The organism is Campylobacter showae (assembly GCF_004803815.1).
GTDB classification, from domain to species: Bacteria; Campylobacterota; Campylobacteria; order Campylobacterales; family Campylobacteraceae; genus Campylobacter_A; species Campylobacter_A showae.
Window position 1 is genome coordinate 1,976,933 of record NZ_CP012544.1, and the last position, 25,798, is coordinate 2,002,730.

27 protein-coding genes and 1 tRNA gene are annotated in these 25,798 nt (G+C 47.1%); 17 read left to right on the forward strand and 11 right to left on the reverse strand.

Annotation, left to right across the window (positions count from 1 at the left end; genetic code table 11):
- Positions 1-176 precede the first annotated feature (176 nt).
- Positions 177-827 (reverse strand): superoxide dismutase [Fe], encoded by a 651-nt coding sequence (sodB, locus tag CSHOW_RS09635; RefSeq protein WP_002947009.1) that lies wholly within the window; start codon positions 825-827, stop codon positions 177-179.
- A 355-nt stretch (positions 828-1,182) separates the two neighbouring features.
- Here sodB and CSHOW_RS09640 point away from each other — a divergent pair, with 355 nt between their 5' ends.
- The 5 genes from CSHOW_RS09640 to CSHOW_RS09660 all read left to right on the forward strand — a co-directional run bounded on the left by CSHOW_RS09640 (position 1,183) and on the right by CSHOW_RS09660 (position 6,746).
- A complete protein-coding gene (locus CSHOW_RS09640; protein ID WP_002947011.1) occupies positions 1,183-2,181 on the forward strand; it encodes a DctP family TRAP transporter solute-binding subunit in 999 nt (332 codons plus the stop codon).
- Between the two features lie 6 nt (positions 2,182-2,187).
- Positions 2,188-2,730, forward strand: a complete 543-nt coding sequence (locus CSHOW_RS09645; RefSeq protein ID WP_002947012.1) for a TRAP transporter small permease — start codon at positions 2,188-2,190, stop codon at positions 2,728-2,730.
- A 9-nt stretch (positions 2,731-2,739) separates the two neighbouring features.
- A complete protein-coding gene (locus CSHOW_RS09650; RefSeq protein ID WP_002947013.1) occupies positions 2,740-4,023 on the forward strand; it encodes a TRAP transporter large permease in 1,284 nt (427 codons plus the stop codon).
- A gap of 132 nt (positions 4,024-4,155) precedes the next feature.
- Positions 4,156-5,421, forward strand: coding sequence for a sensor domain-containing diguanylate cyclase (locus tag CSHOW_RS09655; RefSeq protein WP_002947014.1), 1,266 nt, complete (start codon positions 4,156-4,158; stop codon positions 5,419-5,421).
- 176 nt (positions 5,422-5,597) lie between these two features.
- Positions 5,598-6,746, forward strand: coding sequence for a hypothetical protein (locus tag CSHOW_RS09660; RefSeq protein WP_002947015.1), 1,149 nt, complete (start codon positions 5,598-5,600; stop codon positions 6,744-6,746).
- 179 nt (positions 6,747-6,925) lie between these two features.
- Here the strand turns inward: CSHOW_RS09660 and CSHOW_RS09665 are convergent, their stop codons facing one another.
- From CSHOW_RS09665 to CSHOW_RS09675, 3 genes are read right to left on the reverse strand one after another with little or no spacing between them, the layout of a single operon-like run.
- Positions 6,926-7,075 (reverse strand): hypothetical protein, encoded by a 150-nt coding sequence (locus CSHOW_RS09665; protein WP_002947016.1) that lies wholly within the window; start codon positions 7,073-7,075, stop codon positions 6,926-6,928.
- A gap of 16 nt (positions 7,076-7,091) precedes the next feature.
- Complete coding sequence (locus tag CSHOW_RS09670; protein WP_002947017.1) at positions 7,092-8,939, reverse strand: mechanosensitive ion channel domain-containing protein; 1,848 nt, start codon at positions 8,937-8,939, stop codon at positions 7,092-7,094.
- Positions 8,936-9,565, reverse strand: coding sequence for a carbonic anhydrase (locus tag CSHOW_RS09675; protein ID WP_002947018.1), 630 nt, complete (start codon positions 9,563-9,565; stop codon positions 8,936-8,938). Before CSHOW_RS09675 ends, CSHOW_RS09670 begins: the two co-directional genes overlap by 4 nt.
- 163 nt (positions 9,566-9,728) lie before the next feature.
- Here CSHOW_RS09675 and CSHOW_RS09680 point away from each other — a divergent pair, with 163 nt between their 5' ends.
- From CSHOW_RS09680 to CSHOW_RS09715, 8 genes are all read left to right on the forward strand, one after another.
- Complete coding sequence (locus CSHOW_RS09680) at positions 9,729-10,430, forward strand: Bax inhibitor-1/YccA family protein (RefSeq protein WP_039895106.1); 702 nt, start codon at positions 9,729-9,731, stop codon at positions 10,428-10,430.
- Positions 10,423-10,806 (forward strand): hypothetical protein, encoded by a 384-nt coding sequence (locus tag CSHOW_RS09685; RefSeq protein WP_002947020.1) that lies wholly within the window; start codon positions 10,423-10,425, stop codon positions 10,804-10,806. The genes CSHOW_RS09680 and CSHOW_RS09685 overlap by 8 nt, the downstream gene beginning before the upstream one ends.
- A 62-nt stretch (positions 10,807-10,868) precedes the next feature.
- A complete protein-coding gene (secG, locus tag CSHOW_RS09690) occupies positions 10,869-11,216 on the forward strand; it encodes a preprotein translocase subunit SecG (protein ID WP_002947021.1) in 348 nt (115 codons plus the stop codon).
- Positions 11,217-11,225: 9 nt separating this feature from the next.
- The gene (locus tag CSHOW_RS09695) at positions 11,226-12,188 is read left to right on the forward strand and encodes a polysaccharide deacetylase family protein (protein WP_171992823.1); all 963 of its coding nucleotides are present in this window, start codon (positions 11,226-11,228) and stop codon (positions 12,186-12,188) included.
- Complete coding sequence (gene frr, locus CSHOW_RS09700) at positions 12,178-12,735, forward strand: ribosome recycling factor (RefSeq protein WP_002947023.1); 558 nt, start codon at positions 12,178-12,180, stop codon at positions 12,733-12,735. Before CSHOW_RS09695 ends, frr begins: the two co-directional genes overlap by 11 nt.
- Before the next feature lie 312 nt (positions 12,736-13,047).
- The gene (pyrE, locus tag CSHOW_RS09705) at positions 13,048-13,659 is read left to right on the forward strand and encodes an orotate phosphoribosyltransferase (protein WP_039895107.1); all 612 of its coding nucleotides are present in this window, start codon (positions 13,048-13,050) and stop codon (positions 13,657-13,659) included.
- Positions 13,660-14,363: 704 nt separating this feature from the next.
- Complete coding sequence (locus tag CSHOW_RS09710; RefSeq protein WP_039895108.1) at positions 14,364-14,786, forward strand: RDD family protein; 423 nt, start codon at positions 14,364-14,366, stop codon at positions 14,784-14,786.
- Between the two features lie 227 nt (positions 14,787-15,013).
- A complete protein-coding gene (locus tag CSHOW_RS09715; RefSeq protein WP_002947032.1) occupies positions 15,014-16,558 on the forward strand; it encodes a type IV secretory system conjugative DNA transfer family protein in 1,545 nt (514 codons plus the stop codon).
- 12 nt (positions 16,559-16,570) lie between these two features.
- Here the strand turns inward: CSHOW_RS09715 and CSHOW_RS09720 are convergent, their stop codons facing one another.
- Entirely contained in the window at positions 16,571-16,732 is a 162-nt protein-coding gene (locus tag CSHOW_RS09720; RefSeq protein ID WP_002947034.1) for a hypothetical protein, read from the reverse strand.
- A 208-nt stretch (positions 16,733-16,940) separates the two neighbouring features.
- Positions 16,941-17,678, reverse strand: coding sequence for a hydroxymethylpyrimidine/phosphomethylpyrimidine kinase (locus CSHOW_RS09725; protein ID WP_002947036.1), 738 nt, complete (start codon positions 17,676-17,678; stop codon positions 16,941-16,943).
- A gap of 142 nt (positions 17,679-17,820) precedes the next feature.
- On the opposite strand from CSHOW_RS09725, the gene CSHOW_RS09730 reads away from it, so the two are divergent.
- The 4 genes from CSHOW_RS09730 to CSHOW_RS09745 all read left to right on the forward strand — a co-directional run bounded on the left by CSHOW_RS09730 (position 17,821) and on the right by CSHOW_RS09745 (position 20,318).
- Complete coding sequence (locus CSHOW_RS09730) at positions 17,821-18,651, forward strand: class I SAM-dependent methyltransferase (RefSeq protein WP_002947038.1); 831 nt, start codon at positions 17,821-17,823, stop codon at positions 18,649-18,651.
- Between the two features lie 174 nt (positions 18,652-18,825).
- Positions 18,826-18,913, forward strand: a tRNA-Ser gene (locus tag CSHOW_RS09735).
- Positions 18,914-18,969: 56 nt separating this feature from the next.
- A complete protein-coding gene (locus CSHOW_RS09740; RefSeq protein ID WP_002947042.1) occupies positions 18,970-19,653 on the forward strand; it encodes a metallophosphoesterase in 684 nt (227 codons plus the stop codon).
- 2 nt (positions 19,654-19,655) lie between these two features.
- On the forward strand, positions 19,656-20,318 hold the full coding sequence (locus CSHOW_RS09745; RefSeq protein ID WP_002947044.1) for a metallophosphoesterase family protein: 663 nt from the start codon (positions 19,656-19,658) through the stop codon (positions 20,316-20,318).
- A gap of 74 nt (positions 20,319-20,392) precedes the next feature.
- Here CSHOW_RS09745 and CSHOW_RS09750 read toward each other — a convergent pair whose 3' ends face one another.
- The 5 genes from CSHOW_RS09750 to CSHOW_RS09770 form a co-directional block, all read right to left on the reverse strand.
- Positions 20,393-21,187: an undecaprenyl-diphosphate phosphatase gene (locus CSHOW_RS09750; protein WP_002947048.1), complete on the reverse strand. Its 795-nt coding sequence runs from the start codon at positions 21,185-21,187 to the stop codon at positions 20,393-20,395.
- Positions 21,187-21,363 carry a hypothetical protein gene (locus CSHOW_RS09755; RefSeq protein WP_232501991.1) on the reverse strand — a complete coding sequence of 59 codons (177 nt, stop codon included), beginning with the start codon at positions 21,361-21,363 and terminating at the stop codon, positions 21,187-21,189. The genes CSHOW_RS09750 and CSHOW_RS09755 overlap by 1 nt, the downstream gene beginning before the upstream one ends.
- A 130-nt stretch (positions 21,364-21,493) precedes the next feature.
- Entirely contained in the window at positions 21,494-23,407 is a 1,914-nt protein-coding gene (gene tkt, locus CSHOW_RS09760; protein WP_002947051.1) for a transketolase, read from the reverse strand.
- Positions 23,408-23,455: 48 nt separating this feature from the next.
- On the reverse strand, positions 23,456-24,334 hold the full coding sequence (locus CSHOW_RS09765) for a hypothetical protein (protein ID WP_002947052.1): 879 nt from the start codon (positions 24,332-24,334) through the stop codon (positions 23,456-23,458).
- A gap of 119 nt (positions 24,335-24,453) precedes the next feature.
- On the reverse strand, positions 24,454-25,725 hold the full coding sequence (locus CSHOW_RS09770) for a hypothetical protein (RefSeq protein ID WP_050770746.1): 1,272 nt from the start codon (positions 25,723-25,725) through the stop codon (positions 24,454-24,456).
- Positions 25,726-25,798: the final 73 nt, after the last annotated feature.

Below are 25,798 nucleotides of genomic sequence, written 5' to 3' on the forward strand. Positions count from 1 at the left end.
TTTGTGAAATGAGACTCGAATATTACTTCAAAATAGTTTATATAAAGTAAACTTAGCCAAGAAGGAGTCCTCGTTCAAGGCTAAGTTTACTCGCGGGCTTACGCTTATTTAGAAAATAAGCCGCCGCAAATTTATCGCCGCTCCTAAAAAGTCGCGAAATCGGCGAATTTTCGGCATTAATGGCAGCCGCAACCGCAGCAAGATTTCGCGCCGCCGTGAAGCTCGGAAACGTAAAATTTAACCGAATTTAGCCCCTCTTTTGGCGCCCATTCGTAAGCACTCGAGACGAAATCCCAGTTGATATTTTCAAACAACTTCTCCAAATACGCCGGGCGCGCGTTTCTGTGATCGACGTAGTATGCGTGCTCCCAAACGTCCGCGACTAGAAGCGGTACTAGGCCGTCAGTTACCGGAGTTTGCGCGTTACTTGTTTGTACGATTTGTAGTTTGTCCTCTTTTGGATTGTAAACTAGCCACGCCCAGCCGGAGCCAAAAAGCGTAGTCGCTGCCTTTAAAAACTCCTCTTTAAAATTTGGAATATCTTTTTCCAAGCGAGCTTTTAGCTCGTCGCTCATTTGGCTTTTTTTCGCGATGCAATCCCAGTAAAAGTCGTGGTTATAAACCTGAGCCGCGTTGTTAAACACGCCGCCGGAGCTTTTTACCAAGATATCAAAGAGGCTAGCGCCCTCAAACTCCGTACCTTTTATCAAATTATTTAGGTTATTGACATAGGTTTGGTGGTGTTTGCCGTGGTGGTAGCTACAGGTTTCCTCGCTTACGACGGCGTTTGCTTTCGGATCGAAAGGCAGTTTTCTAAGTTCAAACATAATTTTTCCTTTGTAATAAAATTTATCCGTATTATAGCAATAAAATAGTAATTAATTTATTAACGCGCAAACAAAGCCGCCGATGTTTCCGTTTTATCAAATTTGATTGGTCTCGCCGCACGAAAAGATCAAATTTGATAAAATAATGTGTATTTTCGTAACATTTAGTCTTTTTGGTATTACATTTCGCTTTGGCTTGCACTCAAATTTGACGGTCAAATTTGAGATATTGTTACTTATATACACATAAATTTGAAATTTATTGCAAAAAGTCGAAACATTTTCACGCAGCCGCTTTTTTATGAATTATAATTGCACCTAGCTGAATTAGCTAATCTTTTAAAAAGGATCACAGATGAAAATTAAGTTACTTTCCGCACTGCTTCTTTCTTGCGCGCTTGCTGGCAGCGCGTTTGCCGCAGGCAAAACATACACGATCAAATTCGCCCACGTCGTGGCCGCCTCTACGCCAAAAGGCAAGGCTGCCGATTTTTTTGCAAAAAGAGTCGGCGAGCTTAGCGGCGGAGCGATCAAGGTCGAGGTATATCCTGCCGCATCACTAATGGACGACGATAGGGTTTTTGCCGCGCTAAAGCTGGGTAACGTACAGATGGCGGCGCCTAGTTTTTCTAAATTTACGCCGATAGTGCCGCAGTTTCAGCTTTTTGACCTGCCGTTTATCTTTAGAGATAACGCCCATCTTTACACTGTTCAAGACGGCGAAGTCGGACAAGCTCTAAAAGATATGATCGCTAAAAAAGGCTTCATCGCGCTTGATTTTTGGGACGCAGGATTTAAGCACTTTAGCTCTAGCAAAAAGCCTATCGTAGAGCCTGCGGACGCTAAGGGACAAAAATTCCGCATCCAAAGCTCAAAAGTGCTTGAAGAGCAGATCAAAGTAGTCGGCGGCAACCCGCAAGTATTGCCGTTTTCAGAGGTTTATCCGGCCCTTCAACAAGGCGTAGTCGATGCGACGGAAAACCCGCTTTCAAATTTCTATAACTCCAAATTTTACGAGGCGCAAAGCTCTTTAACGCTATCAGGCCACGGATATTTGGGATATTTAGTCGTTATGAGCGAGAAGTTTTGGAAAGGCTTGCCTGATGATATGAAGGCTCACGTAACGCAAGCTCTAAAAGAGGCTACGGCGTTCGAGCGCGAAGAGACGGCTAAAGAAGAAGAGCATATTTTAAGCGAGCTTAAAAAATTCGCAAGCGAAAGTAAAAAGCTTGAAATCATCGAGCTAAACGCCGATCAAAAGGGCAAATGGGCGGAAGCTATGAAGCCGATTTATCCGAACTTCTACAACGTGATCGGTCAAGATTTGATAGAAAAAACGATAAATACGAAGTAGGCTTTTATGGGTAAGTTTTTTGAGATTTTAGATGTCGGCATCGCCTCGGTAAACAAAACCGTAGCGGTGCTAGGCATCGCCGCAGGCACGCTGCTAGCCTTTGTTAACGTAGTGATGAGATACTGCTTTAACACGGGCTGGTCCTGGGCGGGCGAGCTAACCAACTATCTTTTTATCTGGTCGGCGTTTTTTGCCGCAGCATACGGCTTTAGAAAAGGCATACATATCTCGGTTACGATTTTGATCGAGAGATTTCCGCCCATCGTCGCAAAGGCCTATCTCATCTTTGCAAATATACTAACGACGGTATTTTTGATGTTTATCGTAGTTTATAGCGTGCAGTATCTGCAGGTGATGATCGAGCTTGATTTCATGAGCGTGGATCTAGGCGTGCCGCAGTGGATACCTATGCTGGTGCTTCCGATCGCTTTTTTAGGAGCCAGCTACCGCGCCGGAGAGAAAATTTTCCAGATCGCTATGACGCCTTCGGATAAAGTCATCGTAAATAACGAAGCCGAGATGATACACGACTCGGTCAAGAAAAGCTAAGGAGAGCCTATGACCATCGCATTTTTATTTATCTCGCTGTTTGGCCTTATGCTCATAGGCGTTCCCGTCGCCGTTTCGCTTGGAGCTAGTACGGTTATCACGATGCTTCTTTTTACGGATCTTGACGTCGCGACGATACCTCAGCTTATCTTTGACGGTATCAACAAATTTGCCCTCATGGCGATACCGATGTTTATCCTAGCCGGAAATTTACTGAGCAAGGGCGGTTCTGCTAGACGCATTATAGATTTTGCTAAATCCATGGTCGGACACCTACCCGGCGGCCTGCCGATGAGCGCGATATTTGCGTGCGTTATATTTGCCGCGGTTTCCGGCAGCTCGCCAGCTACGGTCGTAGCGATAGGATCTATCATGTTTGTCGCGATTAAAGAAGCGGGTTATCCGAAAGAGTACGCCGTGGGCGGCATCACAACCGCGGGCTCTCTAGGCATTTTGATCCCGCCTTCGGTCGTTATGATCGTTTACGGCGTTACGGCCGAGGTCAGTATCGCGCAGCTATTTATGGCGGGCGTGGTGCCTGGACTGATGCTAGGCGGCATGATGATAGCGCAGACTTATATCGGAGCGAAAAGGCTTGGATTTAAAGCTACTACGCCCGAGCCTTGGAGCGAGCGGATAAAAAAATTCTTCAGAGCTTTTTGGGCGCTGCTAATCGTAGTAGTCGTTATCGGCGGTATCTACGGCGGCATTTTCACCCCGACCGAGGCTGCGGCGGCGAGCGCGATTTATGCGCTAATTATTTCGCTATTTGTTTATAAAGATATCAAATTTAAAGACCTGTGGGACATCTGCCTAGAGTCTGCTATCACGACGGCGATGATATTTTTCATCATCGCAAACGCGGTCGTGTTTGCGTATCTGCTAACTAGCGAAAACATCCCGCAAACGATAGCAGACAGCATCCTAGCCGCAAATATCGGCAAGATCGGCTTTTTAATTATCGTAAACATCCTGCTTTTCATCATGGGACAGTTTATGGAGCCCTCATCTGTCGTGATGATTATGGTGCCGCTACTGCTACCGATCGCGACTGCGCTAGGCGTGGATCCGGTGCACTTTGGTATCCTGCTAATCGTGAATATGGAAATCGGCATGATCACGCCGCCGGTCGGACTGAATTTATTCGTCGCTAGCGGCCTAACCGGCATGAATCTAAAAGACGTCATCGTCTCATGCTTGCCGTGGACTTTGACGCTATTTATCGGGCTTATTTTGGTGACGTATATCCCGGAGATTTCGCTTTGGTTGCCTAATCTTATGTACAAAAACTAACCGACTTTAAATTTTGCGAGCGGGCTTAGCTAAAGCCTTGCTCGCCTTAAATTATGCCGCGCTAAATTTACCTCAAAAGCCCAAATAAAGCCAAAGTGTCGTATAATTTTCTCAAATAAAAAAGGGGAGATTATGTATAGCGTCAAACTGCATATTTGCTTAAGCGAGGATTTAAAAAACAAGCTTGAAATTTTAGAAAAAATCCAGCCAAGACCGCGCTTTACGCATGAATTTAGCACTATAAAAAGCTCAAGCGATATCCTTGCGCCCATACCCGATGAAAATCAATATCTCATCATCGCAAGCGAGAACTGCGGACTAAATTTACCCGAGCTAAAAAACCGTATCGGCAAAAACGGCTTTTTGGCGATTTACGCGAGAGATGCAAGCAAGATAACCGGCGAACAAAAACAAATCGCCGACGAAATTTGGCTTGAAAGCGCAAATTTAGACGACTTTTACTTTGAAAAAGCGCTAAATTTGATCGCCGAGCGCAAAGAGGCGTGGCTACAAAAAACGTGGTTGCAGACGACGATAAACTCGTCTCCGGATATGATCTGGTTTAAAGATATGGACGGGCTGCACTTAGAGGTAAACGACGCCTTTTGCGAGGTCGTAGATAAGCAAAAAGACGACGTTCGCGGTAAAGATCACTACTATATCTGGAATATCCCAAAAGAGATATACGAGCAAACGGGCTATGTCTGCGTTCAGACCGAGGACGACGTCGTAGCCGCGCGCAAAACCTGCCTGCTGGACGAAGAAGTGATGAAAGCAGACGGCAACCTAAGCAAGCTAAAAACGTATAAAACGCCGATATTTGACGGCGAGACGATCATCGGTACCGTAGGCATCGCTCGCGACGTGACGAAAGAGTACGAATATCTGCAAAACATCGAACATCTAGCCCACTACGACCAGCTCACGGGGCTAGCTAACCGCAACCAGCTGGATGCATTTTTAGACAAGCTAAAAACCACGCATATGAGCATACTTTATATGGATTTAGATCGCTTCAAGCAGGTAAACGACGAGCACGGGCACCAGGCTGGCGATAAGGCTCTAGTCGCGATCTCGGAGCTGATAAAGGAAATTTTTAACGACGCTATGAACGTACGCATCGGCGGAGACGAGTTTATCTCGATATTTACCGACGGCGCGAATATGCAAAGCATAGCGCCTCGCGTGCAAATTTTGATTGACCGATTTTTTAAAATTTGTCAAGAAAATCCACTATTTAACGGACTATCCGTAAGCGCGGGCATCGCAGAAGGACAGATCGGGCACGGCTCGTTTGACCTGCTACTTCAGCGCGCCGACGATGCTCTTTATAGGGCTAAACACGCAGGTCGCGGCACCTACTGCATAAATCCCTGGGAAGACTTTGAGCAAAAATAAATTTACGCAAGCGTTTGCCGGCCGGTAGCGATTCGGCGCAAATTTACGGCGACTCGTCAGCATCTATGCGCCTTGACGGCCGACCGTAAATTTGATATCGCTTCTTATCTTTTACCCTAAATTTTATTCAAAATTTGCCGATATCGTTAGAAAGCTAAATTTTAAAAGGATTTTAGATGATAAGCGGCGTAAACGGATTTAACGCAAACGTAAATTATGATTTTAGTAGCGCTCACGGGCAAAATTTAAAAGCGCGCGAGGAAAAAGAAGCTGCCGATTCGGCCTCAAATTTAAGCTTGGCACAGCCGAATTTAACGGCACGGGTCGATTATGACGCTCTTGATCCGGATAAACTAGACCGAAATGAGCTCAAAATCTGGGCGGACAAGGTTGATCCGGAAAAGCTAGCCGGTAAGGATTTAAGCATGTGGCTCGCCGTCAAAATGGGGTTTGAAAAGGTAGTGGATGACTGGCGTAAGGAGCTCGGACTAAAGCCTGGCGAACCCATATTTGCTAGGAGGATATTTTCTCTAAGCGGCTACACGAGAGACGACAAACTCAGCATTTGGGGCAAGATGAACGGGCTTGATCCGAGTATAGACAAAGAAAAAGCCGCCGAGCTAAAAAGCTTCGTAGATAGCACGCAAGCCCTGATCGCGCACGCGGGCGATCCGTCTGATATATTTAGACAGGACGTCTTTAGCGTGGATAAGTTTTTGAGTAAATTTAACGTGGATCTGGGCGGGTTTGGCCCGGGGCTTGGCATGCGTAGTGGCAGCGGCCTGATAATGGACGCCCATGCCTCAAAGCTACTGGATTCGGATATGAGCGAGGAGGAGTTTAAAGACAAGTGGCTCGAGTACGCGGCAAATAAAATCCTAGGTGAATACGCAAACGTCAAGATTTCGCTCAAGGACGGCGCGCTAAATTTCGACCAAACGCCCGCAAAAGAGCGCATTACGCTTCTGGGACAAGATATAGAAGATCGCGTGAGCTACGCGGACGAAGCGAGCAAAAAAGAGTTTTTTAAATTTCTAAAAGACGTATTTAAAAACGGCGAGAGTATCGGAGACGCGCTACAAAAAATCGCACTAAAAAAAGGCGACTTTGATAAAACAGCCAAAGAGGAAGCGCAAGCAGACGCCGCAAAAGAAAAGAAATTTAAACCTATCCACGCTACTAGCAAAAGTCAAACCTATATTTATAAGGATATAAAGCGCGAGTTTTTCGAGAAATTTATCAAAGCCGAACAAGAAAAAGGAACGGACGTAACGAAACTTTTAGAAGCTCTAAATAAAATCCGAAAGCTAGATATAAATGCCTAAATTTGAAGGTAGCGGTTGCTGGGATCATTAAAAAAAGACAAATTCGTATATTAGTCCAAATTTAGCTCAAAAATCAGCTGAAACTACACGCCGGATTTACCCGTAAAAGCTAAATTTAAACGCTCCACATTCGGCCCGTCGGCAAATTTACCCCGCAAAGCCGAATTTGAGTGCGTAAATCATATCTCGTAGCTGTCCTCTTCGTCTTCGTCGCCGTATTCGTAGTCGTTCTCGTCGTAGTTATAGCTGTATTTCTCGGATCTTTCGTCGTCAAATTCGGAGTATTCTTCCTCCAAATCTTCCTCTTCGTAGTCAAATTCTTCGCTCATTTTCTCTCCTTTAAAATTATTTTTTCACTTCTTCGACGTATAGGCTCTGGCTAGGGAAGGCAAATCCAAGCCCGTTGGCCTCTACGATATTCATGATTTTTAGCATCACGTCCTCTTTGACGGCCAAAAACTCGCCCCAAACTATCGTCTTTGAAAAGCAGTACACGAGGATATTTATCGAACTATCGGCAAACTCGTCCACGACGACGAATAAATTTGACTTATAACCGGCCAAATCGTCGATCGAGACGATACCGCGGTCGTAGCGACTAGCCTTTTTAGAGCCCATATCGTCGCCCTTTGCTATGTCCGGATGATCGATTAGCATCTGTTTGATTTCTTCGACGCACTTTTTGATCTGCTCGGTCGTGGCGCTGTATTCTAATCCGATTAGCATCCTGATGCGTCGTCCCATCTTTCGCCTGCTCCAGTTTCGGATCGGATCGCTAGCTAGCTTTGAGTTTGGCACAAATATAAGGGCGTTGTCAAAGGTTCGCACGGTCGTTTTCCTAAGTCCGATCTCCACGACCGTTCCCTCGATGTCGCCGCACACGATCCAGTCGCCCTGAGAAAACGAGTTATCAAAGAGCAGCATGACGGAAGCAAAGAAATTCGCCAAAATATCCTTAGTCGCAAGAGCCACCGCAAGGCCGCCGATACCAAGAGAGGCGATGATGGCGCTAACATTAAATCCGAGCTTGCTAAGCACGATAAGCAGCGCGATAACGAAGATGATGAAATAGATGATCTTTAGGATCAAATTTATCACCTCTTTGCGCCCGCTTTTTTTAGTTAGCTCGTTGATGAGCACCATGCCGTAGCCGTTTAGTACGCTAAGTATGAGCCAGGTAACGGCGATAACGAAAGTGATCGCTAGGAAATTTGCGAATTTTATCGGCATCGGAGCGGGATAATACGCGATCGATACGCAAATATCTATCGCGTATGCGATAAGGGTGAGCAGCATCGGACGTTTGATGATTTCTACGATGCGCCCTTTCGTCTGCCTGTCTGAGTCGTGCTTGACGAAAAATTTCATTAGCGCCCACAGCGTGAGCCTGCTAAGTAGCGTCGTAAACGAGACGAAAAATAAAAATACGACGAATATGATTGCCGCCTTGCCGACGTTAAATTTGCTCGTAAACGAAGCCTTTTCGTTGATAAAATCGATCGCCGTTTTTAAATTTAGCTCCGAAATGATGTAGTTTGACGTGAGCAGCTCGGCGTTATCGCGTAGGTAGTGGAGTATCTCTTCAAGCGTCTTTTTGTGCGCTTCTAGAGCCTCTAGTTCGCTTTTGTGCGCAGCGAGCGCTTCCTCGTTTAGACTATCCTTAAACTCCTTAAACTGCGCGTAAAACTCCGTCTGAAAGCTAAGCAGCGTCTCCTCGACGGCGAGCCTTACGTCCACGGCTTTGCCGCCCTCTTTGAAGATATTTTCCAAATTTAAAAGCGAGGAGTAAAACAGCCCGTCAAGCCGCATGCGCTCAAACTCCAGCTTGTCTTTTACGTATAAATTTTGATTGTCCGAGTTTTTTAGCCGTTTGATTTTTGATTCCAAATTTTGCATTTCGCGCTTAAATTTCTGCACCTGCTCCTCGTCGATTTCGATTTGCATGATGAGGTAGGGGATTTGCTCGATTAGCTTTTCTTTTTTCTCCGAGACGGTTTTAAAAAGCACGTTTTTATCGGCGGTTTCGTTATTTTCGGCGGATTGGGCCTTGATAACGGCGATTTGAGCGTTTGCTTCGTTGATTTGATTTATGACGCTTAGGATGTCTGTCGCGTTTAGGTCGTCGATTTTGGTATCTGCGAGTAAATTTAAGCCAAAGCACAGCGCAAAAACGGTGGCTAAAATTTTTCTCATTTCTCGACTCCTAGCAGCTTAAAGCTCTTTGTTACGAAGTTATAGTTGTAGATTTCGCCCGTTTCTATTATGTAGTGCCAGGCATAAATTTTTAGCTCCTCGTCTTTAAATTTAGCCTTGACGTCTGGATAGCTCAGTAAATTTTCAAACGAATTTACGAGGCTTAAGCGCTCGGTTAGCCACTCTCTTTTTGCGATATTATCGCCGAAAAGCTTTTGCACGCGCTTTTTTACGGGTTCTAGCAAATCTAACCAGCGCTTAACGTTTGGCGTTTTGCTAAATTTAGCCTCGTCCATCCACAAAGCCGCGCAGCCACCGCAGTTGCTGTGCCCGCAGATGATGACGTTTTTTACGTTTAGCGATTGCAAGGCGTACTCGATCGCCGACGTTGTAGCCAAAAACTCCTCGCTTTTGCGGTATGGGGGCACGATGTTTGCGATATTTCGCACAACTACTAGGTCGCCAGGAACCGTGTTTGTTATAAGGCTAGGCACCACGCGCGAATCGATACAGCCGACAAAAAGAGTGTGCGGCGTCTGTTTCTCGCCTAGGCTTTCAAAAAGCTCCTTATGCTCCAAAAAATCCTCTTCCATAAATTTTACTGCGCCGTCTAAGATACCTTGCATCTGCTTTCCCGTATAAAAAAATTATAAAATATTATATCAAAAACGTTTCAAAGTTCGTTAAAATTTTTTAAAATGCTTTTCGCGCGTCAAATTCAGTGATCTTTTATATTTTATTTACCTATTTTTGGCTAAATTTGCGTCAAAATTTAAAAAAGGAGAAAAAATGAGTTTATATGACAGAAACTATGCAAACTCAAGAGAGCACGAGGTTGCGAGCGAATATTCGCAAAGCGCGCTTAGCACGTTTATCAAGCAAACCTATCAGCTTTTCGCGGCTTCGCTTTTAGCAGCCAGCGTCGGAGCTTACGTCGGGCTTTATAGCTCGCTGGGAGCGACGGTAGCGGGCAACTACTGGCTATTTGTGATACTTGAGCTAGGACTTTTGGTCGGTTTAATGTTTGCCAAACGCAAAGCGGGCTTAAATTTGATCCTACTTTTTGCCTTTACTTTCGTTAGCGGACTTACGCTTACGCCTATTTTGGGACGCACTTTTGCGATGCCCGGAGGCGCTGCGATAGTAGCTCAAGCCTTTACGCTTACGACGGTAGCGTTCGGCGGACTTAGCGTATTTGCGATGAACACCAAGCGCGACTTTACCGCGTGGGGCAAGATGCTTTTCATCACGCTTATCGTTTTGCTCGTGGCTGCGATCATAAATATATTTTTCCACAGCCCGGTTTTACAGCTCGGCATCGCTAGCGTAGGCGCGGTTTTATTTAGCGCGTATATCCTTTACGATACGCAAAATATCATCCACGGCAACTACGAAACTCCGATCGAGGGCGCAGTTGATCTTTACCTTGATTTCTTAAATTTATTCGTTTCATTGCTTAGAATTTTAGGATTTTTTAATAGCGATGACTAGCGAAGAGCGGCTCTACCGCGTAATAGACGCAAATTTAAATCGCTTAAAAGAAGGGCTTAGAGTCGTCGAGGACGTCAGACGTTACGGTTTTGACGACCTAGCCCTCGCTAAAAAAATAAAAACTCTCCGCCACAAGGCAAAAATCCCGCAAAAAGAATTCTTAAAATTTCGCGACGCAGCAAACGACGTGCTAAAACCAAGCCTAAAAGAGGAGCAAATTCGCCTAAATTTGGACGATTTGCAAACCGCCAACATCAAACGAGCGCAAGAAAGCGCAAGGGTTTTAGAGGAGTGTTTTAAGCTCATCGACGTTAAAATTTCAGAGATTTTTAAGACCGTGCGCTACGAACTTTATGAGATAGAAAAAGAAATTTAACCCAAATTCAAAACTTTTTTAGTATAATCGCGACTAATTTTGAAAATTTAAAAGGATTTTTTATGGATTCGCTTTTTTTAGTATTGCAGTTTATTTTCGCGGTAGTTTTGACGATCGCCGTTTTGCTTCAGAAGAGTTCCTCTATCGGCCTAGGCGCGTATAGCGGCAGCAACGAAAGCCTATTTGGTGCAAAAGGACCGGCCGGATTCTTGGCTAAATTTACCTTCGTCGTGGGCGTTTTATTTATTCTGAATACCCTAGCGTTAAGCTACGTTTACAACATGCAAAGCAGCAAATCTCTCATAGATAGCGTCGATACTTCGTCGCTACCTGCAGCTCCTGAGGCAGTCGTTCCGCAAGCCCCTAATGCTCCAGCAGCTCCTGCGGCTCCGACAAGCGAGCAAAAATAAGGAGCGTCAATGAAAAAATTAGTTTCCGCGCTTGCATTGTTTGCGGCGACGCAGTTTGCGTTTGCAGACGCGCATATCTTTAACTATCACAGATTTGACGACGACAGACACCCGAGCACTAACGTCTCTATTAAAAATTTACGCGAGCAGTTTGATTATTTTAAAGAAAAAGGCTACGAGGTCATCCCGCTTTCAAAGCTCGTGGACGCTATCAAAAACGGCGAACCGGTATCTGACAACTGGGTTGTTTTAACCGTAGACGACGGCTACAAGAGCTTTTACGAAAAAGGCTTGCCGATATTTTTAGAGTACGGATATCCGTTTGCACTAATGATCTACGTCGAGGCCACCGCACGAAAATACGGCGACTTTATGACCTTCGAGCAGATCAAAGAGATCGAAAAATACGGCGAAGTCGGCTATCACTCCTACGGTCACTTACACATGGTCGGTCTTAACGAGGAAAAATTAAAAAACGACTTTGAGGACGGCATAAGCAAATTTGAAAAAAATATGGGCTACAAGCCGCGCTATTTTGCTTATCCTTTCGGCGAATATAACGACAGGGTACGCGACGTCGCGATAGAGCACGGTATCGAGGTGATACTGAGCCAAAACTCCGGCGCGGTCGCGGCAAACAGCGATCTGCACGAACTAGATAGGATCCCTGCGATGAACGGCACACACCTGCCGTCCGCGCTTGCTAGTAAATTTCTAAAAGCCGAATGGATACTTCCGCAAGACTATCCGAAAGATAATAAGATTAGCGAACTTATCATCAAAACCGATGAGAACGCGACGCACGGCTACTTCTCAATGACGGGACAAAAAACAAAAAAAGTAAAGCTTGAAAACGGACAGATGACGCTTAAATTTAACAAGCCGATCGACCGCTATAAAGTGAGAATGAGCCTCAAAGTAAACGGAAAAACGACGACCAAAATTTTAGTAAAGGATATAAATGCTGAATGAAATTTACAAAAAACAAAAAGAGCATAGCGACAAATGCATCGAGGGCCTAAAACGCGACTTTACCACGCTTCGCACGGGCAAGGTAAATATAAGCATAGTCGATAATATTTACGTGGATTATTACGGTAGCCAGACCCCGCTAAACCAAGTCGCCACCGTGCTAACGAGCGATGCTAGCACTATAAGCATTACGCCGTGGGAAAAACCGATGCTAAAAACTATCACCGCAGCGATCTCTGCGGCAAATATCGGCGTAAATCCGAACAACGACGGCGAGAGCGTGAAGCTATTTTTCCCTCCGATGACGGTCGAGCAACGCCAAGAAAACGCCAAGCACGCCAAAGCATTTGGCGAAAAGGCGAAAGTTAGCATCAGAAACATCAGAAAAGACGCTAACGACGAGGTAAAAAAGCTAGAAAAAGATAAAACAATCACCGAGGACGAGAGCAAAAAAGGGCAAGACGAAGTCCAAAAGATCACCGACAGCTACACGTCAAAGATCGACTCGCTTGTAAAAGAAAAAGAGAACGAGCTTTTAAAAGTTTAAATTTTACGTACGGCTCGTTAAATTTGACGAGCCGTTTCTTTCATAAAAACCTTCCGCTATTTCGCATTTAGCATAAATTTTAGTCCGCTTTTGCTACACCCCAAAGCGCGTTTATTTATTTCGCCCAAATTTTAAATTTATCACGCCATACTCGCTTTTACCAAAATTTATATCCAAATTTAAAATTGCTAGCCGTTTTTTGCTCGGTAGAGGCTTATAATAACGCAAAATCGCAAGCCGTCAAAAGCTCAAAAAATAGTAGCTTAAGCGCGCTTAGGGTAAAATTCGCTCAAATTTTACAAAGGAAAAACGATGGATTTAGAGAAAATTTACAAGGACGCGGGCGCGTATTTGCAGGGTCATTTTTTGCTTAGTAGCGGCAACCACTCGCAGTTTTATCTGCAAAGCGCCAAAGTACTCGAGGATCCTCAGTTGGCCGGCGCTCTAGCAGACGAGCTAGCCGCCGTAATCGAAAAATCGGGCGTAGAGTTTGACAGTGTCTGTTCACCCGCTCTAGGCGGCATTTTGGCCGGCTACGAGCTAGCTCGCGCAGCAAAAAAACGCTTTATCTTTACCGAACGAGTCGAGCGTGTAATGAGCCTACGACGCGGCTTTGAGGTGAGAGAGGGCGAACGATTTATCGTTTGCGAGGACATCATAACCACGGGCGGCTCGGCGCTAGAGGCAGCGCGCGTGATCGAAAGCCTGGGCGGCAAGGTCGTGGCATTTGCCGCACTTGCTAATCGCGGCTTTTGTAAGGTCGCAAATTTAGCGGGCAGCGTCGCAAAACATAGCGCCAAACTACCTACCGACAAGCCGTTTTTTGCGCTGGGCAACTTTGAGTTTGAGATTTACGAGCCCGCAAACTGTCCACTCTGCGCCGATGGAAGCAAGGCGATAAAGCCCGGCAGCAGAGGTAACTAAATTTGTAAATTTCGCGGCTCAGCTTGATATAGCCGTGGAAATTTGGATGGATTTTGCAGGTGCCAACCAAAGCAAACCAAGCATGGATCAAATTTGACTAGGTTGTGCAGTATTTTAGGCGATAAATTTGACAATAAAAGAAGCCCGTCGTTGCGTTTTATAGGTTGCGATCAGAGCGGGATTAAATTTGCGTTGCCGTTTTTTTGCGTATTTGGTGACAACCGTCAAATTTAGGTAAATTTACGCCCGCAAAAGAGTGTCCTAAAATTTATGAATTTAAAATTTGGCGCGAGATGAACGCCGTAAATTTGAAACCAGCACTTGATAAATTTTACGGAGCTGCGATAAATCAAGCGTAAGCAGGCTTGATGAAAAAATGCGCGGGGCAAAAATTATTAATCGTCGTAAACGGGCGTTCAGATAAAAACAAACAAAGACGGCAATATCGTAAAGATTACGCCAGGCAAAACGCATAATCCAGCGGCAAACAAAGCACCGTTTACGAACGCAGTAAGGTTGCCCAGATAAAACGGCGTCAAGCGACACCCGGAAACGAGCCGTAAATTTACCGTACCGAAGCGGCGGCACAAGCAGACGTAAATTTGCCGCAACAAAGTAGAAGCACGTAAATTTGGGCAATCGCGATCAAATTTGGCGCTCAAATCCAAAACATGCGCCCGAAAATAAAAACAAAAGGAGTAAATTTGGCAAAACAAAAAGCGCAACTAGCCGGTATCGGCGCGCGAGTAAAGGCCTTTATCACCGATCTTTTTTTGATCGGGATGCCGATATATTACCTCACGACCTATGTTTTCTTAGGCGGCAAAGACGACTTTTTACACAACCAAACCGCGATATTCGGGGCAAATCTCGCAGTCGCTCTCATCTGCTGCGCCTTTTTTGCGATCAAAGCCCAGACGCCCGGCTACCGTTCGCAAAATATCTACCTCATCGACCTACGCAGCGGCCGCAAACTCGGCTTCGCACGCGTTTTACTCCGTTACATCTGTTTTTTGCTCTCAGGAGTTAGCGTGGTCGGACTTTGCCTCTGCTTTTTTCGCAAGGACGCGCTAAATCTACACGATCTGCTCACGCACTCGGCCGCCGTCTGCAAAAAAGCCGAGTAAATTTAGCTCGCCTTTTGGCAAATTTGAGCCCAAAATTGACGACAATTATTTCGGTGCAACCCGCCCTGCTCCGCTAAAGCTCAAATTTGATCTAGCGTTTTTGCGGTGCGGGTTTTGCAGGCTAGATTCTCATCCTGTCCCCGCGGTAAATTTGACCTACTCACCGCTGCGTCAAATTTAAATCTTTAAACCAAATTTCGTTACAATCGCCCCCGATAAGGAAAAATATGCAAAAAATAATGGGATTTACGAGAACGCGGGAAAATGCGGAGAAAAAAGGCGCGCTGATACCTAGCGACTTCACGCACGCAGCCATCATCGGAGAGACTGGCAGCGGCAAGACGACGGCGATGATATATCCGAATTTACTTGACCGCATGCAAAAAGGCTACGCGGTGTTTGCCGTGGATTATAAAGGCGGTGAGAGCGCCAAAATCAAGGCTCTAGCGCGCAGAGCCGGCCGCCTAAAAGACGTCGTGAGCGTAGGCGCGAGGCTGGACGCGCCGATAAATCTCATCGCCTCGATGAAGCCGCGGGACTTTAAAAACTGCGTAAAAAAGCCGATGGAGTCGAGGGAGAAATTTTGGGAGGAGTTTGGCTCGAGCATCGCGACGGAGTTTTTTAAGGTGCTAAAGGCGCTTAAAATTTTCGCTAAAAAAATCACGCCGCTAAGCGATTGCTACACGGACGCCTTTTACGCCGACGTGCGTACGCTCGCGCGGGATTTTACCTTTGACGTCGCTACGATACTGCGCCTCTCGCAAGATCTAGAAAAGATGCTCGAGTTTAAAGACGCGCTGAGCCTGATCTGCGACAATCTCGACTCCTCGACGCTAAATTTTACCCGCGAGACGATAATGATAAACCGCGCGTTTTTGGCCACCACGGACGAGTTTTTGGACGCGACGAGCCGCTACAAGGATATCGGCGACGAGCGCACGAGAGATGATTTTCGCAACTACTCGATGATGATGTCGCCGTTTCTTGGCCTCATGAACGACGACTCGCTAAACGGCGACGGCGAGGGCGCTGCGGGCGACGCGAGTATCGCAGGGCTACTAAATAGCGGCAAGATCGTGATATTTAACGCCGCAAGCTGCGACAAAAGCGCGCTAAGTTTCCTGTTAAACAGCTTCTTACCCGAGCTTTTAAAGCGCGTAACGATGAAGCAAAAAAGGCCCATTAGCCTATTTCTCGACGAGTCGGCGAAGCTACTAAGCGAGAACACCGAGCTAAACGAAGAGATCCTGCGCGAGTGCGAGGTGGAGCTGGTGCTGGCGTTTCAAAACGAGTTTTTGCTCAAGCGTGCGATCGGCGGCACGGCGTACGAGGCGCTGATGGGCAACCTTACCAACCGCTACTTTATGCGCAACAAAGACGTCGTGAGGCTGGGCGGCAGCGAGGTGGACTGCTCTACGCTGGAGAAATTCGAGTGCGTGCTAGAGGGAGACAAGATCGCGCTGGAGCCGATTTTCATAGACGAAGCGGAGTGTCTGCAAGCGCAGCTGGAGTTTGAGCGCAAGAACCGTCTGCACGAGCGACTGCTGGGCAAAATCTACGAAAACCGCGTGATAGAGTTTGACGAGGAGCTCGTGGATGACGGCAAAATCTGGGTGCGCGATGTGGATACGGGCGAGCGCGAATGCGTGTTTTTCAGCGACGAGGTGCTGGATATCCGCCCGCAAGATATCTATAAACGCCCGCCAAATACCGGCGGCTACAATATCTCGCTCGAAGACGGCACGGACGACGCACAGATAAGCTTTAGGTAAATTTGACAGCGACTAAACGGGAGTGTGGGTTAAATTTGGCTGAGCTAGCGAGCAAATTTGAGCGTAAATTTGGGTCAAATTTGGAAGACGGCGTAAATTTGAACGATATAGGTTAAATTTGCCGCTGTTATCTGTATCCAAATTTAACGAGCAAGCCAAGAAAAACCCGCTCATCGGTAGTCAAATTTAACAAAACGATTCGCAAATTTACCCAAATTTAACAAGCAAGTTTAGCGGTCAAATTTGAGCCAAACCTCGGCGCGCTATCTACCGTCAAATTTGACTGAATTCACACGCCGACGCAACCCAAATTTAGATCAAATTTGATCCGTCCGCCCAGACTCAAATTTTACCCAATCAACCAAAACCGCTTGAGATAAATTCAAAATTTAACCCCGTGATTTAGCAGTTTTCTCACGCCTAGATTCGTGTCGATGCCCGTGATTATGGCGTTGTAGATGTACTCTTTGCCTTGCTGGATGGCGCTTTCTAGGCTCTCGCCGCGAGCGAGCAGGCAGGCTAGCGAGCTAGAAAACGTGCAGCCAGCGCCGATGATAACTAGCGGATCAGCCAGCGGCGTCTCAAAGTTTTGCACGCTGCCGTCCTTGCGGTAGAGCGTGTCGATGCTTTTGCCAGCGACGATGTGCTTTTTCACGATCACGTCGCACGGCAAATTCGTAAAATCATCGCCGAAAAGCACGTCGGCTTCGCGCAAATTTGGCGTCGTGACAGCGGCAAATTTCATCAGCTCTTTTAACCTCTCAATGGCGCTATCTTTGATGAGTTTATGCCCCATTTTCGAGACGCAGACGGGATCTAGCACAACCGGAGCGGAGTTTTTTTCTAAAAAACCCTGCACGACGTCCATGATGGGCTCGTTAAAGAGCATGCCGATTTTAACGCCATCGAAGCTGAACTCTGCCGCGAGCATCTCGAGCTGATCGGCGATGAACGAGGGATCTAGCGAAACGATATTTTTGATCTTGTCCGTGTTTTCGGCAGTTAGTGCCGTGACCGCCGTCGCGCTATAGCAGCCAAAGTGCGCGCACGCCTTGATATCAGCTTGCAGTCCCGCGCCGCCGTTGCTACACGAGCCTGCGATGATGAGGATTTTTTTCATTTTTTGCCTTTTTTCGCTTTTAAAAGCCGTATTATAAACGACATTGCATTAACGGCGAGTTAAACGCTAAATTTTATAATTTTTTAAAGCCGTTTGCACTACAATTTCTATAAAGATTATCAAAATAAAAAGGAAAAACGAGATGGAAAAGATCGCATTTGCGGATATCGTCTCCGAAACGCTACTTATAAATTTATACTTTAGAAGTAAGGAAAATGAGGAGGCCAAGCCCATACTAAAAGACGAATTTTTAGGCGACGTCGCGAGCAGGATCGATTACGATTTCGCCAAATTTGACCGCTCAACGCTAAGCAGGGTCGGCACGGTGATACGCGCGAGGTTTTTTGATGACTGCATACTTAAATTTACGCGCGAGCACCCGGCCGCCGTCATCGTTCAAGTAGGTGCTGGGCTTGATACCAGGCCTCTTAGGCTAGCTCCCGTTTGCTCCGAGGCAATCTTTTACGACCTTGATTTGCCTGACGTCATCGCGCTTCGCGATAAGCTCGTGCCAAAAGCGCCGCAAAACTACAGCCTAGCGTGCTCGATGCTAGAAACCGCGTGGATGGACGAGTTAGCCAGAAAACACGCGGGCGCGAAGTTCGTTTTCGTGTTAGAGGGCGTGGCGATGTATTTTGAAAAGGCGGTATTTCGCGAGTTTGTGCTAAATTTGAGCGAGCGGTTCGAGGGGCTTTTACTAACAGATTTGATAAATAAATTTGCCGCAAGGTCAAACGCGCGCAAGCACGACGTGCTCAAATTTATGAAAGGAGACGTTAAATTTAAGATGAGCGTAGAGGGCGCGGACGAGGTCGAAGCGTGGAATAAAGATCGCATAAAATGCCTGGAAATCGGCACAATGACAGATATGTACAAGGATCGCTGGGGGTTTGTCGCGCGCATGCTGAGTTATATAAAGCCGTTTCGCGAGGCGTGCAGGATGTTTGTTTTCGCTCTGGGCAAGCGCGGGTAAATTTGAGCAAATTTAAGCTAAATTTGACGGCAAATTTGACTGTTGTGCGACCTAACCTGCATCTTTATGACGCTAAAACCTTATACGCGCTCAAATTTGACGCCGCCATAAAACGCGCTCAAACTCAAATATAAGTTTGCGCTTATTAAATTTTAGCTATAATCCAGGCTTCATAGATGGGTGTCCGAGCGGTTGAAGGAGCACGCCTGGAACGCGTGTAAAGTGCAAGCTTTCGAGGGTTCGAATCCCTTCCCATCTGCCATAATCTTATAAAACTTAACCCAAAAATTTTCCACAAATTTAACGCAAGAACCAAAAATGATAAAGATAAAACACATAAACGAAGATGATTACGCGCGGATTTTCGTATTCGGCGATATGCACGGCTGCCTCGGGCTTTTTAATCTGATGATTAAAGAGATAAATTTGACCAAAAAGGATTTGGTTATTATTTTAGGCGACAGCTGCGACCGCGGCGAGGATACGATCGGACTATACAAAAGATACGCCGAGCTCGTTAGAAACGGATACGCGCTGATCCACGTGCTAGGAAATCACGAGAAAATGATGATGGACGGGTATTTTAGCGGCGATACGCTAGATCATCAAATTTGGCTCAGAAACGGTGGCGACAAAACAAAAAGATCGATTTACAAGCGAAATTTAAATAGTTTCGCGCTCTCGTGGCTAAAGGATTTTATCGGCGATATGCCGCACATCGTGAGCTCGGAGCAAAGTATATTCGTCCACGCGGCCTTTGACGGCGATAAAAGCGAAGAGGAGCAGGAGGAGGACTACGTACTATGGAGTATAGAGCCCTTTTGGGAGAGTAACAATACGGGCAAGAGGATATTTCACGGGCACGTAGCTAGCGAAGAAAATAGGATAACCAGGCGCGAAAATAACGTCTTTTCGATGGACGTGGGTGCCGTGTTTTTTAAAAGGCTAGAGATAATGGAGATAAGAAGCGGCGAGAAATTTGAAGTGAGTTTAAGGGAGTAAAAATGATTTATTTTACCTCCGATTTGCATTTCGGACATAGCAATATCATGAGATTTCATCCGTGCTTTAGGCCTTTTTCTAGCGTGGAGGCGATGGATAGGGCGCTTATTCGCCATTGGAACGAGAGGGTAAATCCCTGCGACACGGTCTATAACATAGGTGATATTAGCTTTCACAAGGATATGGGGACCAATATATCCATATTTAGCAAGCTAAACGGCAAGCACGTCCTAGTGCTAGGCAATCACGACGAGGCGATAAAAAAGCATAAAGACGAGCTGCTAGCTATGAAAAAGCAAGACGGCAACGCGCTGTTTGAGGAAATTTACGAATACAAAGAGATAACGGTGCAGCACGGGCAGGATAAATTTCACCTCGTGCTCTTTCACTATCCGATATCCGAGTGGAATGCAGGCCACCACGGCGCGATCCAGCTCTACGGCCACATCCACGCAAATATCGCAAGCGTAAAAGGCAAGGCGCTAAACGTCGGCTACGATCTGCACGGCAAGATTTTGAGCTTTGAGGAAATTTATGATTTCGTTAAAGACCTGCCGCCTTTTGAATATAGCAAACATAGGATGTTTAGCGAAGAAGATAGCGTAGAGAGTAGAAGCGTAAGGATAAGAGAGGTTTTAGAAAAGCTAAATTTTGACTGGCCTTAGTCAAATTTGCGCCTTGGATTTACAAAGCGAATTTGGGCTTCAAATCTTAAATTTGAGCCCAAATTTAGCTATTTTCATAAAAACATCACAAACAAAAACACGCCCAAAATCATGCGGTAAATCACGAACGGTAGCATGCTCACGCGCGCGATCAGCGCCATAAACAGCCGCACGCAAAGATACGCGCTAAGGCCGCTAACCGCTGCGCCGATAGCAAGGTCGCTCCAAGGCAGCGCGTCCGGGGTTTTTATCAGCTTTACCGCCTCAAGGCCGCCTGCTAGCACGATAACCGGGATCGAGAGCAAAAACGAGAAATTTGCGCTTGCGCTGTGGCTAAAGCCAAGCATCAGCGCCGCCGTCATCGTCACGCCCGAGCGCGAAACGCCCGGTATCAGCGCGATCGCCTGTGCTAGCCCCACGATGAGAGCGAGCTTGATCGTCATTTCGTATTCGGTTTTTAGGCCCGATTTTTTGTCTGCAAAGTAGAGCGCGATACCAAAGATTATCGTCATCGCCGCGATCACAAGCCCGCTTCTAGCGTACTGCTCGATGGCGTCGTTAAACGCTAGGCCAAAAAGCCCCACCGGCACGGTCGCAAAGCCGACCGACCACACGAGCGTGCTGTCGCCGACCTTCTCGCGCCGCGCGATAGACGCGAAAAAATCTCGCACGAGCCCAGCAAGCCTGTCCTTAAAATAAAAAAGTATCGCCACTAGCGTGCCTACGTGAACGGCCACGTCAAAGGCAAGCCCCTGATCCGCCCATCCAAGTAGCTTAGGCACGAGTACGAGGTGAGCCGAGCTAGAGATCGGCAAAAACTCACTAATGCCCTGAACTAGGGCCAAAACTATAATATGCGAAAGCTCCATCACGCGGCCTTTTGGTTAAATTTAAACGAATTTTGTGCGCTAAATTTGATTTTATCTTGAGCGCAAATTTGATCATTTTCGTCTTTTTGCGCGTCAAAATTACCTGCGCCGCGAGCTAAATTTATGATGAAATTTTCGTCGGCGAATCGCCCTGTTTTTTGCCTATATATTTGCAATATTTCCCTTTTTAAATTTTGATTTTTCCGCGAGCAAGCCGCATAAATTTGATGCGGGTCTCGCCCGGCATGAGTTCTCAAATTTGACGCCTCCAGCTCAAGCTAAAACCGTCAAATTTAAAGCTAGATTTTACTTCGCCAACTCTTGCGCAAATTCCGCGATCTTTTCAGGCGTGAAGCCGAAGTATTCGAACAATGCGCCCGCCTTGCCGCTCTCGCCAAAGCTCTTCATCGAGTAGATCTCGTCAGCAAATTTATACCACTCCAGCGCGCTTGCGGCTTCGACGGCGATGACCTTGGTCGCTGGATCTATGATCTGATCTACGTACTCGCGCGGCTGCTCGCAAAGCAGGTCGAAGCACGGAGCAGAGACGACGTTCGCGCCGATACCGCGAGCGGCTAAAATTTCAGCCGCTTTAACGCAAAGCTCGACTTCGCTGCCGCTGGCTATTAGCGTGATTTTGGCGTTTTGCGCGCGTTTTAGTAGATAAGCGCCATTTTCTACGCCGCCAAATTCGCCCTTTTCAAGCGGAGCGAGGCCTTGGCGGCTAAGCACAAAGGCGCTTGGAGCGCGTAAATTTAGCGCAGCTTTCCAGCAAAGCGCATTTTCGTTGCCGTCGGCTGGACGGAATGTGTAGAAATTCGGCATCGCGCGCAATGTGCTAAGCTGCTCGATAGGCTGATGCGTCGGGCCGTCCTCGCCAACGCCGATGCTGTCGTGCGTAAAGATAAAAAAGTGCCTGATGCTCATCAGTGCAGCGATACGCGCGGACGGCTTTAGGTAGTCGCTAAAGATAAAAAACGTCGCGCTAAACGGCAAGAAAAGCCCGTATCTAGCGACCGCGTTGTTTATCGCGGCCATGGCGTGCTCGCGGATACCGTAGTGGATGTTGCGGCCGTTAGGAAAGTCGCCCATGCCCTTTAGCTCGGTTTTGTTTGACGGCGCCAGATCCGCGCTACCGCCGATAAAGCCGGGTATCGCGCGCGCTATCTCGTTCATTATGACGCCGTTGCTGTCGCGCGTGGCTAGCTTTTTGCCGCTAAAATCAGGGAAATTTATCTTGCTAAAATCAGGATTTAGCAGCGCGTTTAGCATATTTTTGCTCTCGCTGCTTAGATTTTCTACCTTTTTGTTCCACTGAGCTTCGGCTAGGTCGCCCTTTTCTAGCGCGGCGCGGAAGCGAATAAGAACGTCCTCGTCGATGGCAAATTTGCGCTCCGGATCAAAGCCAGCTGCGATTTTAGCGGCTTTTATGATCTCCTCACCAAGCGGCGCGCCGTGGCTATGATGGCTGCCCTCTAGCTCGCCCGCGCCCTTTGCGATGCGGGTGTTTGCGATGATGAGATACGGGCGCTCCTTCTCGGCGGCTTGCTCGAGCGCAAACTCGATCTGATCGTAGTCGTGGCCGTCGATGCGCGCGACGTCCCAGCCCTGCGCCTCAAATCTAGCCTTCACGTCCTCGCTCCAAGCGATGCTCGTATCGCCCTCGATCGTGATGTTGTTGGAGTCGTAGATCAGCACGAGGTTGTCTAGATGTAGGTTGCCGGCAACCGCACAGGCCTCGTAGCTGATGCCCTCCTGCAAGTCTCCGTCGCCGCAGAGGCAGTAAATTTTATGGTCGATGATGGTGTTTTCAGGCTCGTTTAGCAGATTAGCCGCGTATTTTGCCGCCATAGCAAAGCCAACCGCGTTTGCTACGCCCTGCCCTAGCGGTCCGGTCGCAACCTCGACGCCTTTGGTGTGGATCTCCGGGTGGCCTGGGGTTTTGGAGCCTAGCTGACGGAAGTTTTTTAGATCATCAAGGCTAAGATCATAGCCGCTAAGATGCAAAAAGCTATACACGAGCGAGCTTGCGTGACCGCCGCTAAATACGAGCCTGTCGCGGTTTAGCCAGTTTGGATTTTTAGGATTGTGATTTAGAAATTTAGCCAGCACGACCATGACGTCCGCTAGTCCCATCGGCGCGCCCGGATGCCCGCTGTTTGCCTGCTGCACCATATCAGCGCACAAAAACCTTATCATATCAGCCATCTTTTTTAGCATTTTTTCTCCTTAGTTTTTATGCGATTATACGAAAATTCGGCTTAAATTTTACGCTTTTAGCGCCGCCGTAAATTTTAAAAATTCGGCGAAATTTTCCTTTTTCTCTTTTAGCTCAAGAGGTATCTGGTGCTCTTTTTCGCCGATTATTATGACGTCTTCTTCCCCCTCTTTTACCGTTATGGACGCGTCTGCGATCTCATCCCACGAGCTAAAAACGGGCTCTTCCATAAGGTCACGGCTAATGAGCCCGCACTCGTCCAAAATCACGCCAAAAGGTTTACTGAGTCCAAAAAGCGCGCTATCTAAGCTATGAAAAATCGGCGAGCTAGGCTTAAAAACGCCGAGCGATTTGGATAATAACTTACTCTCGTCAAGCGGCGTTTTTAGCGCTTCGCCAAGACCTAGCTCTAAAAGTTTATCCGAAATTTTCGCCTCGTCATTTTGAACGCCGCTCTCGAAAATAGCATTTAAAACGGCTTTTAGCGTCCTTTTCATCGCTGCTTTCATCTCGCTGTCGATTTCAAATTCGCATTTTTCCAGCTCTTGCCAAGCGATATTTTCCAGCTCGTTTTGCAAATACTTGCCGAGCCTAAACGCCGCCGCTACCTCATCGACATTTACGGCCGACGCGTCAAATTTAACCAAAAGATGACGACTCGTGAGCAAAAACCCTATGCTTTTTCGCCCGATCATCTGTGCATGTACACCGATAAAAGCAACCGGCCGGGCACCATAAAATTTAGGCGTTTTGCTATAGTCCACGCCCTTTTGCAGCCCTAGGCTTTTATCTAAAATTTGCTCCACCGCCTTTGCGAAAACCTCGTCCGCATCGTCCCAAATCGGGTGTTTAGCGCCATTGCCGTTTAGAAATAAAACATTTTGTGTACTTTCGTCGAAAGAGAGTAAAATTTCGTCCAAACTTTTCACGTTTTCTCCTAAATTTTATTTAAAAACCATACTCCGCCGCTCGTCAAATTTAGACGCCAAAATCCACCTCACAGCCAAACGTCATCGCATCATCGCGCGAAATTTGAACGATATAGGGCTCATTCACGAGACTGCTCGCACTTTTCGTAAAACCACTCGAGCATCTCGTTTAGCTTAAACTCATCGCCGTCTAAAAAATACTGCTTGCTGCTTTTGATCGCGTTTTCGCCCGCGGCTACGTAGTCGCCGATGAATCCGCGATCCATGACGTCGCGCGCCAAGATGTCTGGCTCAAAGACGTTTACCGTCTTTTGCGTTTCGCGCCATTTGCCGCTCTCATCAGGCTCGCGAAGCGCCGAAGATACGTTATTTCCCGCCTCGTCGTAGGCGTAGACGTACTCGCGCCGCTCGCCGTCTGACGTCTCGCGATTTTTTATCAAATTACCGCGCGCGTCGTAGCTAAGCTCATTTTCAAACACTATCTCCCAGCGTTGCGACTCCTTGCGCCAAAACGACGAAGCGGAGTATTTTTGCCGACCTTGCTCGGTCTCCTCGCGCACGTTTTTGTAGCAGCCGTTCCACTCGCTCCTTGCAGCGTCCCAGCGGCATCTAAGATCGGTAAAGCGCCTAAACTCGGGCTCTATTTTCTGCACCGTCCTCTCCTGCGGCTGCCACGCGTCCTTGCTCCACGTAAAATTTATCTCGGTACGCGCTCCGTCCGCAGCCGTAAAGGCCGCGTGCTTCGTCTGCGGCACCCATTTGCCGCGCCATTTATAACCCTCGGAGCTAGCATAAACGTCGCCGTTATAGCGATATATCGATTTTTCGTACGGCGTCCATTTTTTGGCTTTGGCGCTCCACTCAAAGGTTGTTATGAGCGTGGTTTTGTGGTTTTCGTCATAAAGTCTTTTGGTTAGATAATTCGGCGTCCATTTGCCGTTTTTTAGGGTGAAATTTTGAGAGATTTCGGTCGCGCCCGTTCGCTTTTCGACGATTTTTTGACCTTGGTTTAGTTTGCCGTTTTGACCCTGGACACTGACGTAAACAAACGCGCCGTCTTTTGTTCTTTCAATTCTTGAGAGTCCTACTTTGCGCCATTTGTCGGCGCTAAAGTCCCACTCGTATTCGGTTCTGCCGATTTCTCGTTCGCCTCTTTCGTCAAATTTAACCGCGCTTTTCGTCCTGCGCCTGCCGTCGTCGTTGATTTCGTCGTAGATTTTTTCTAGTACGCTAGTCTTCGCATCGTAAATTTGACTAAATTCGTATTCGTAGCGCGGTACGGCGCCGCCCTGCGTTTTATAGCTCGTCTTTTTTAGGCAAATTTCGCCCGCCGCAGATAACGGCACCGTCCAAATCGCCGCAAAAATCGCTACCGTCCAAAAACGCCTCATAGCCGCTCCTTTTAAATTTGACCGCGAGCAGTGCGTAAATTTAGCCGCCAAACGGCGTCAAATTTGACGAGCT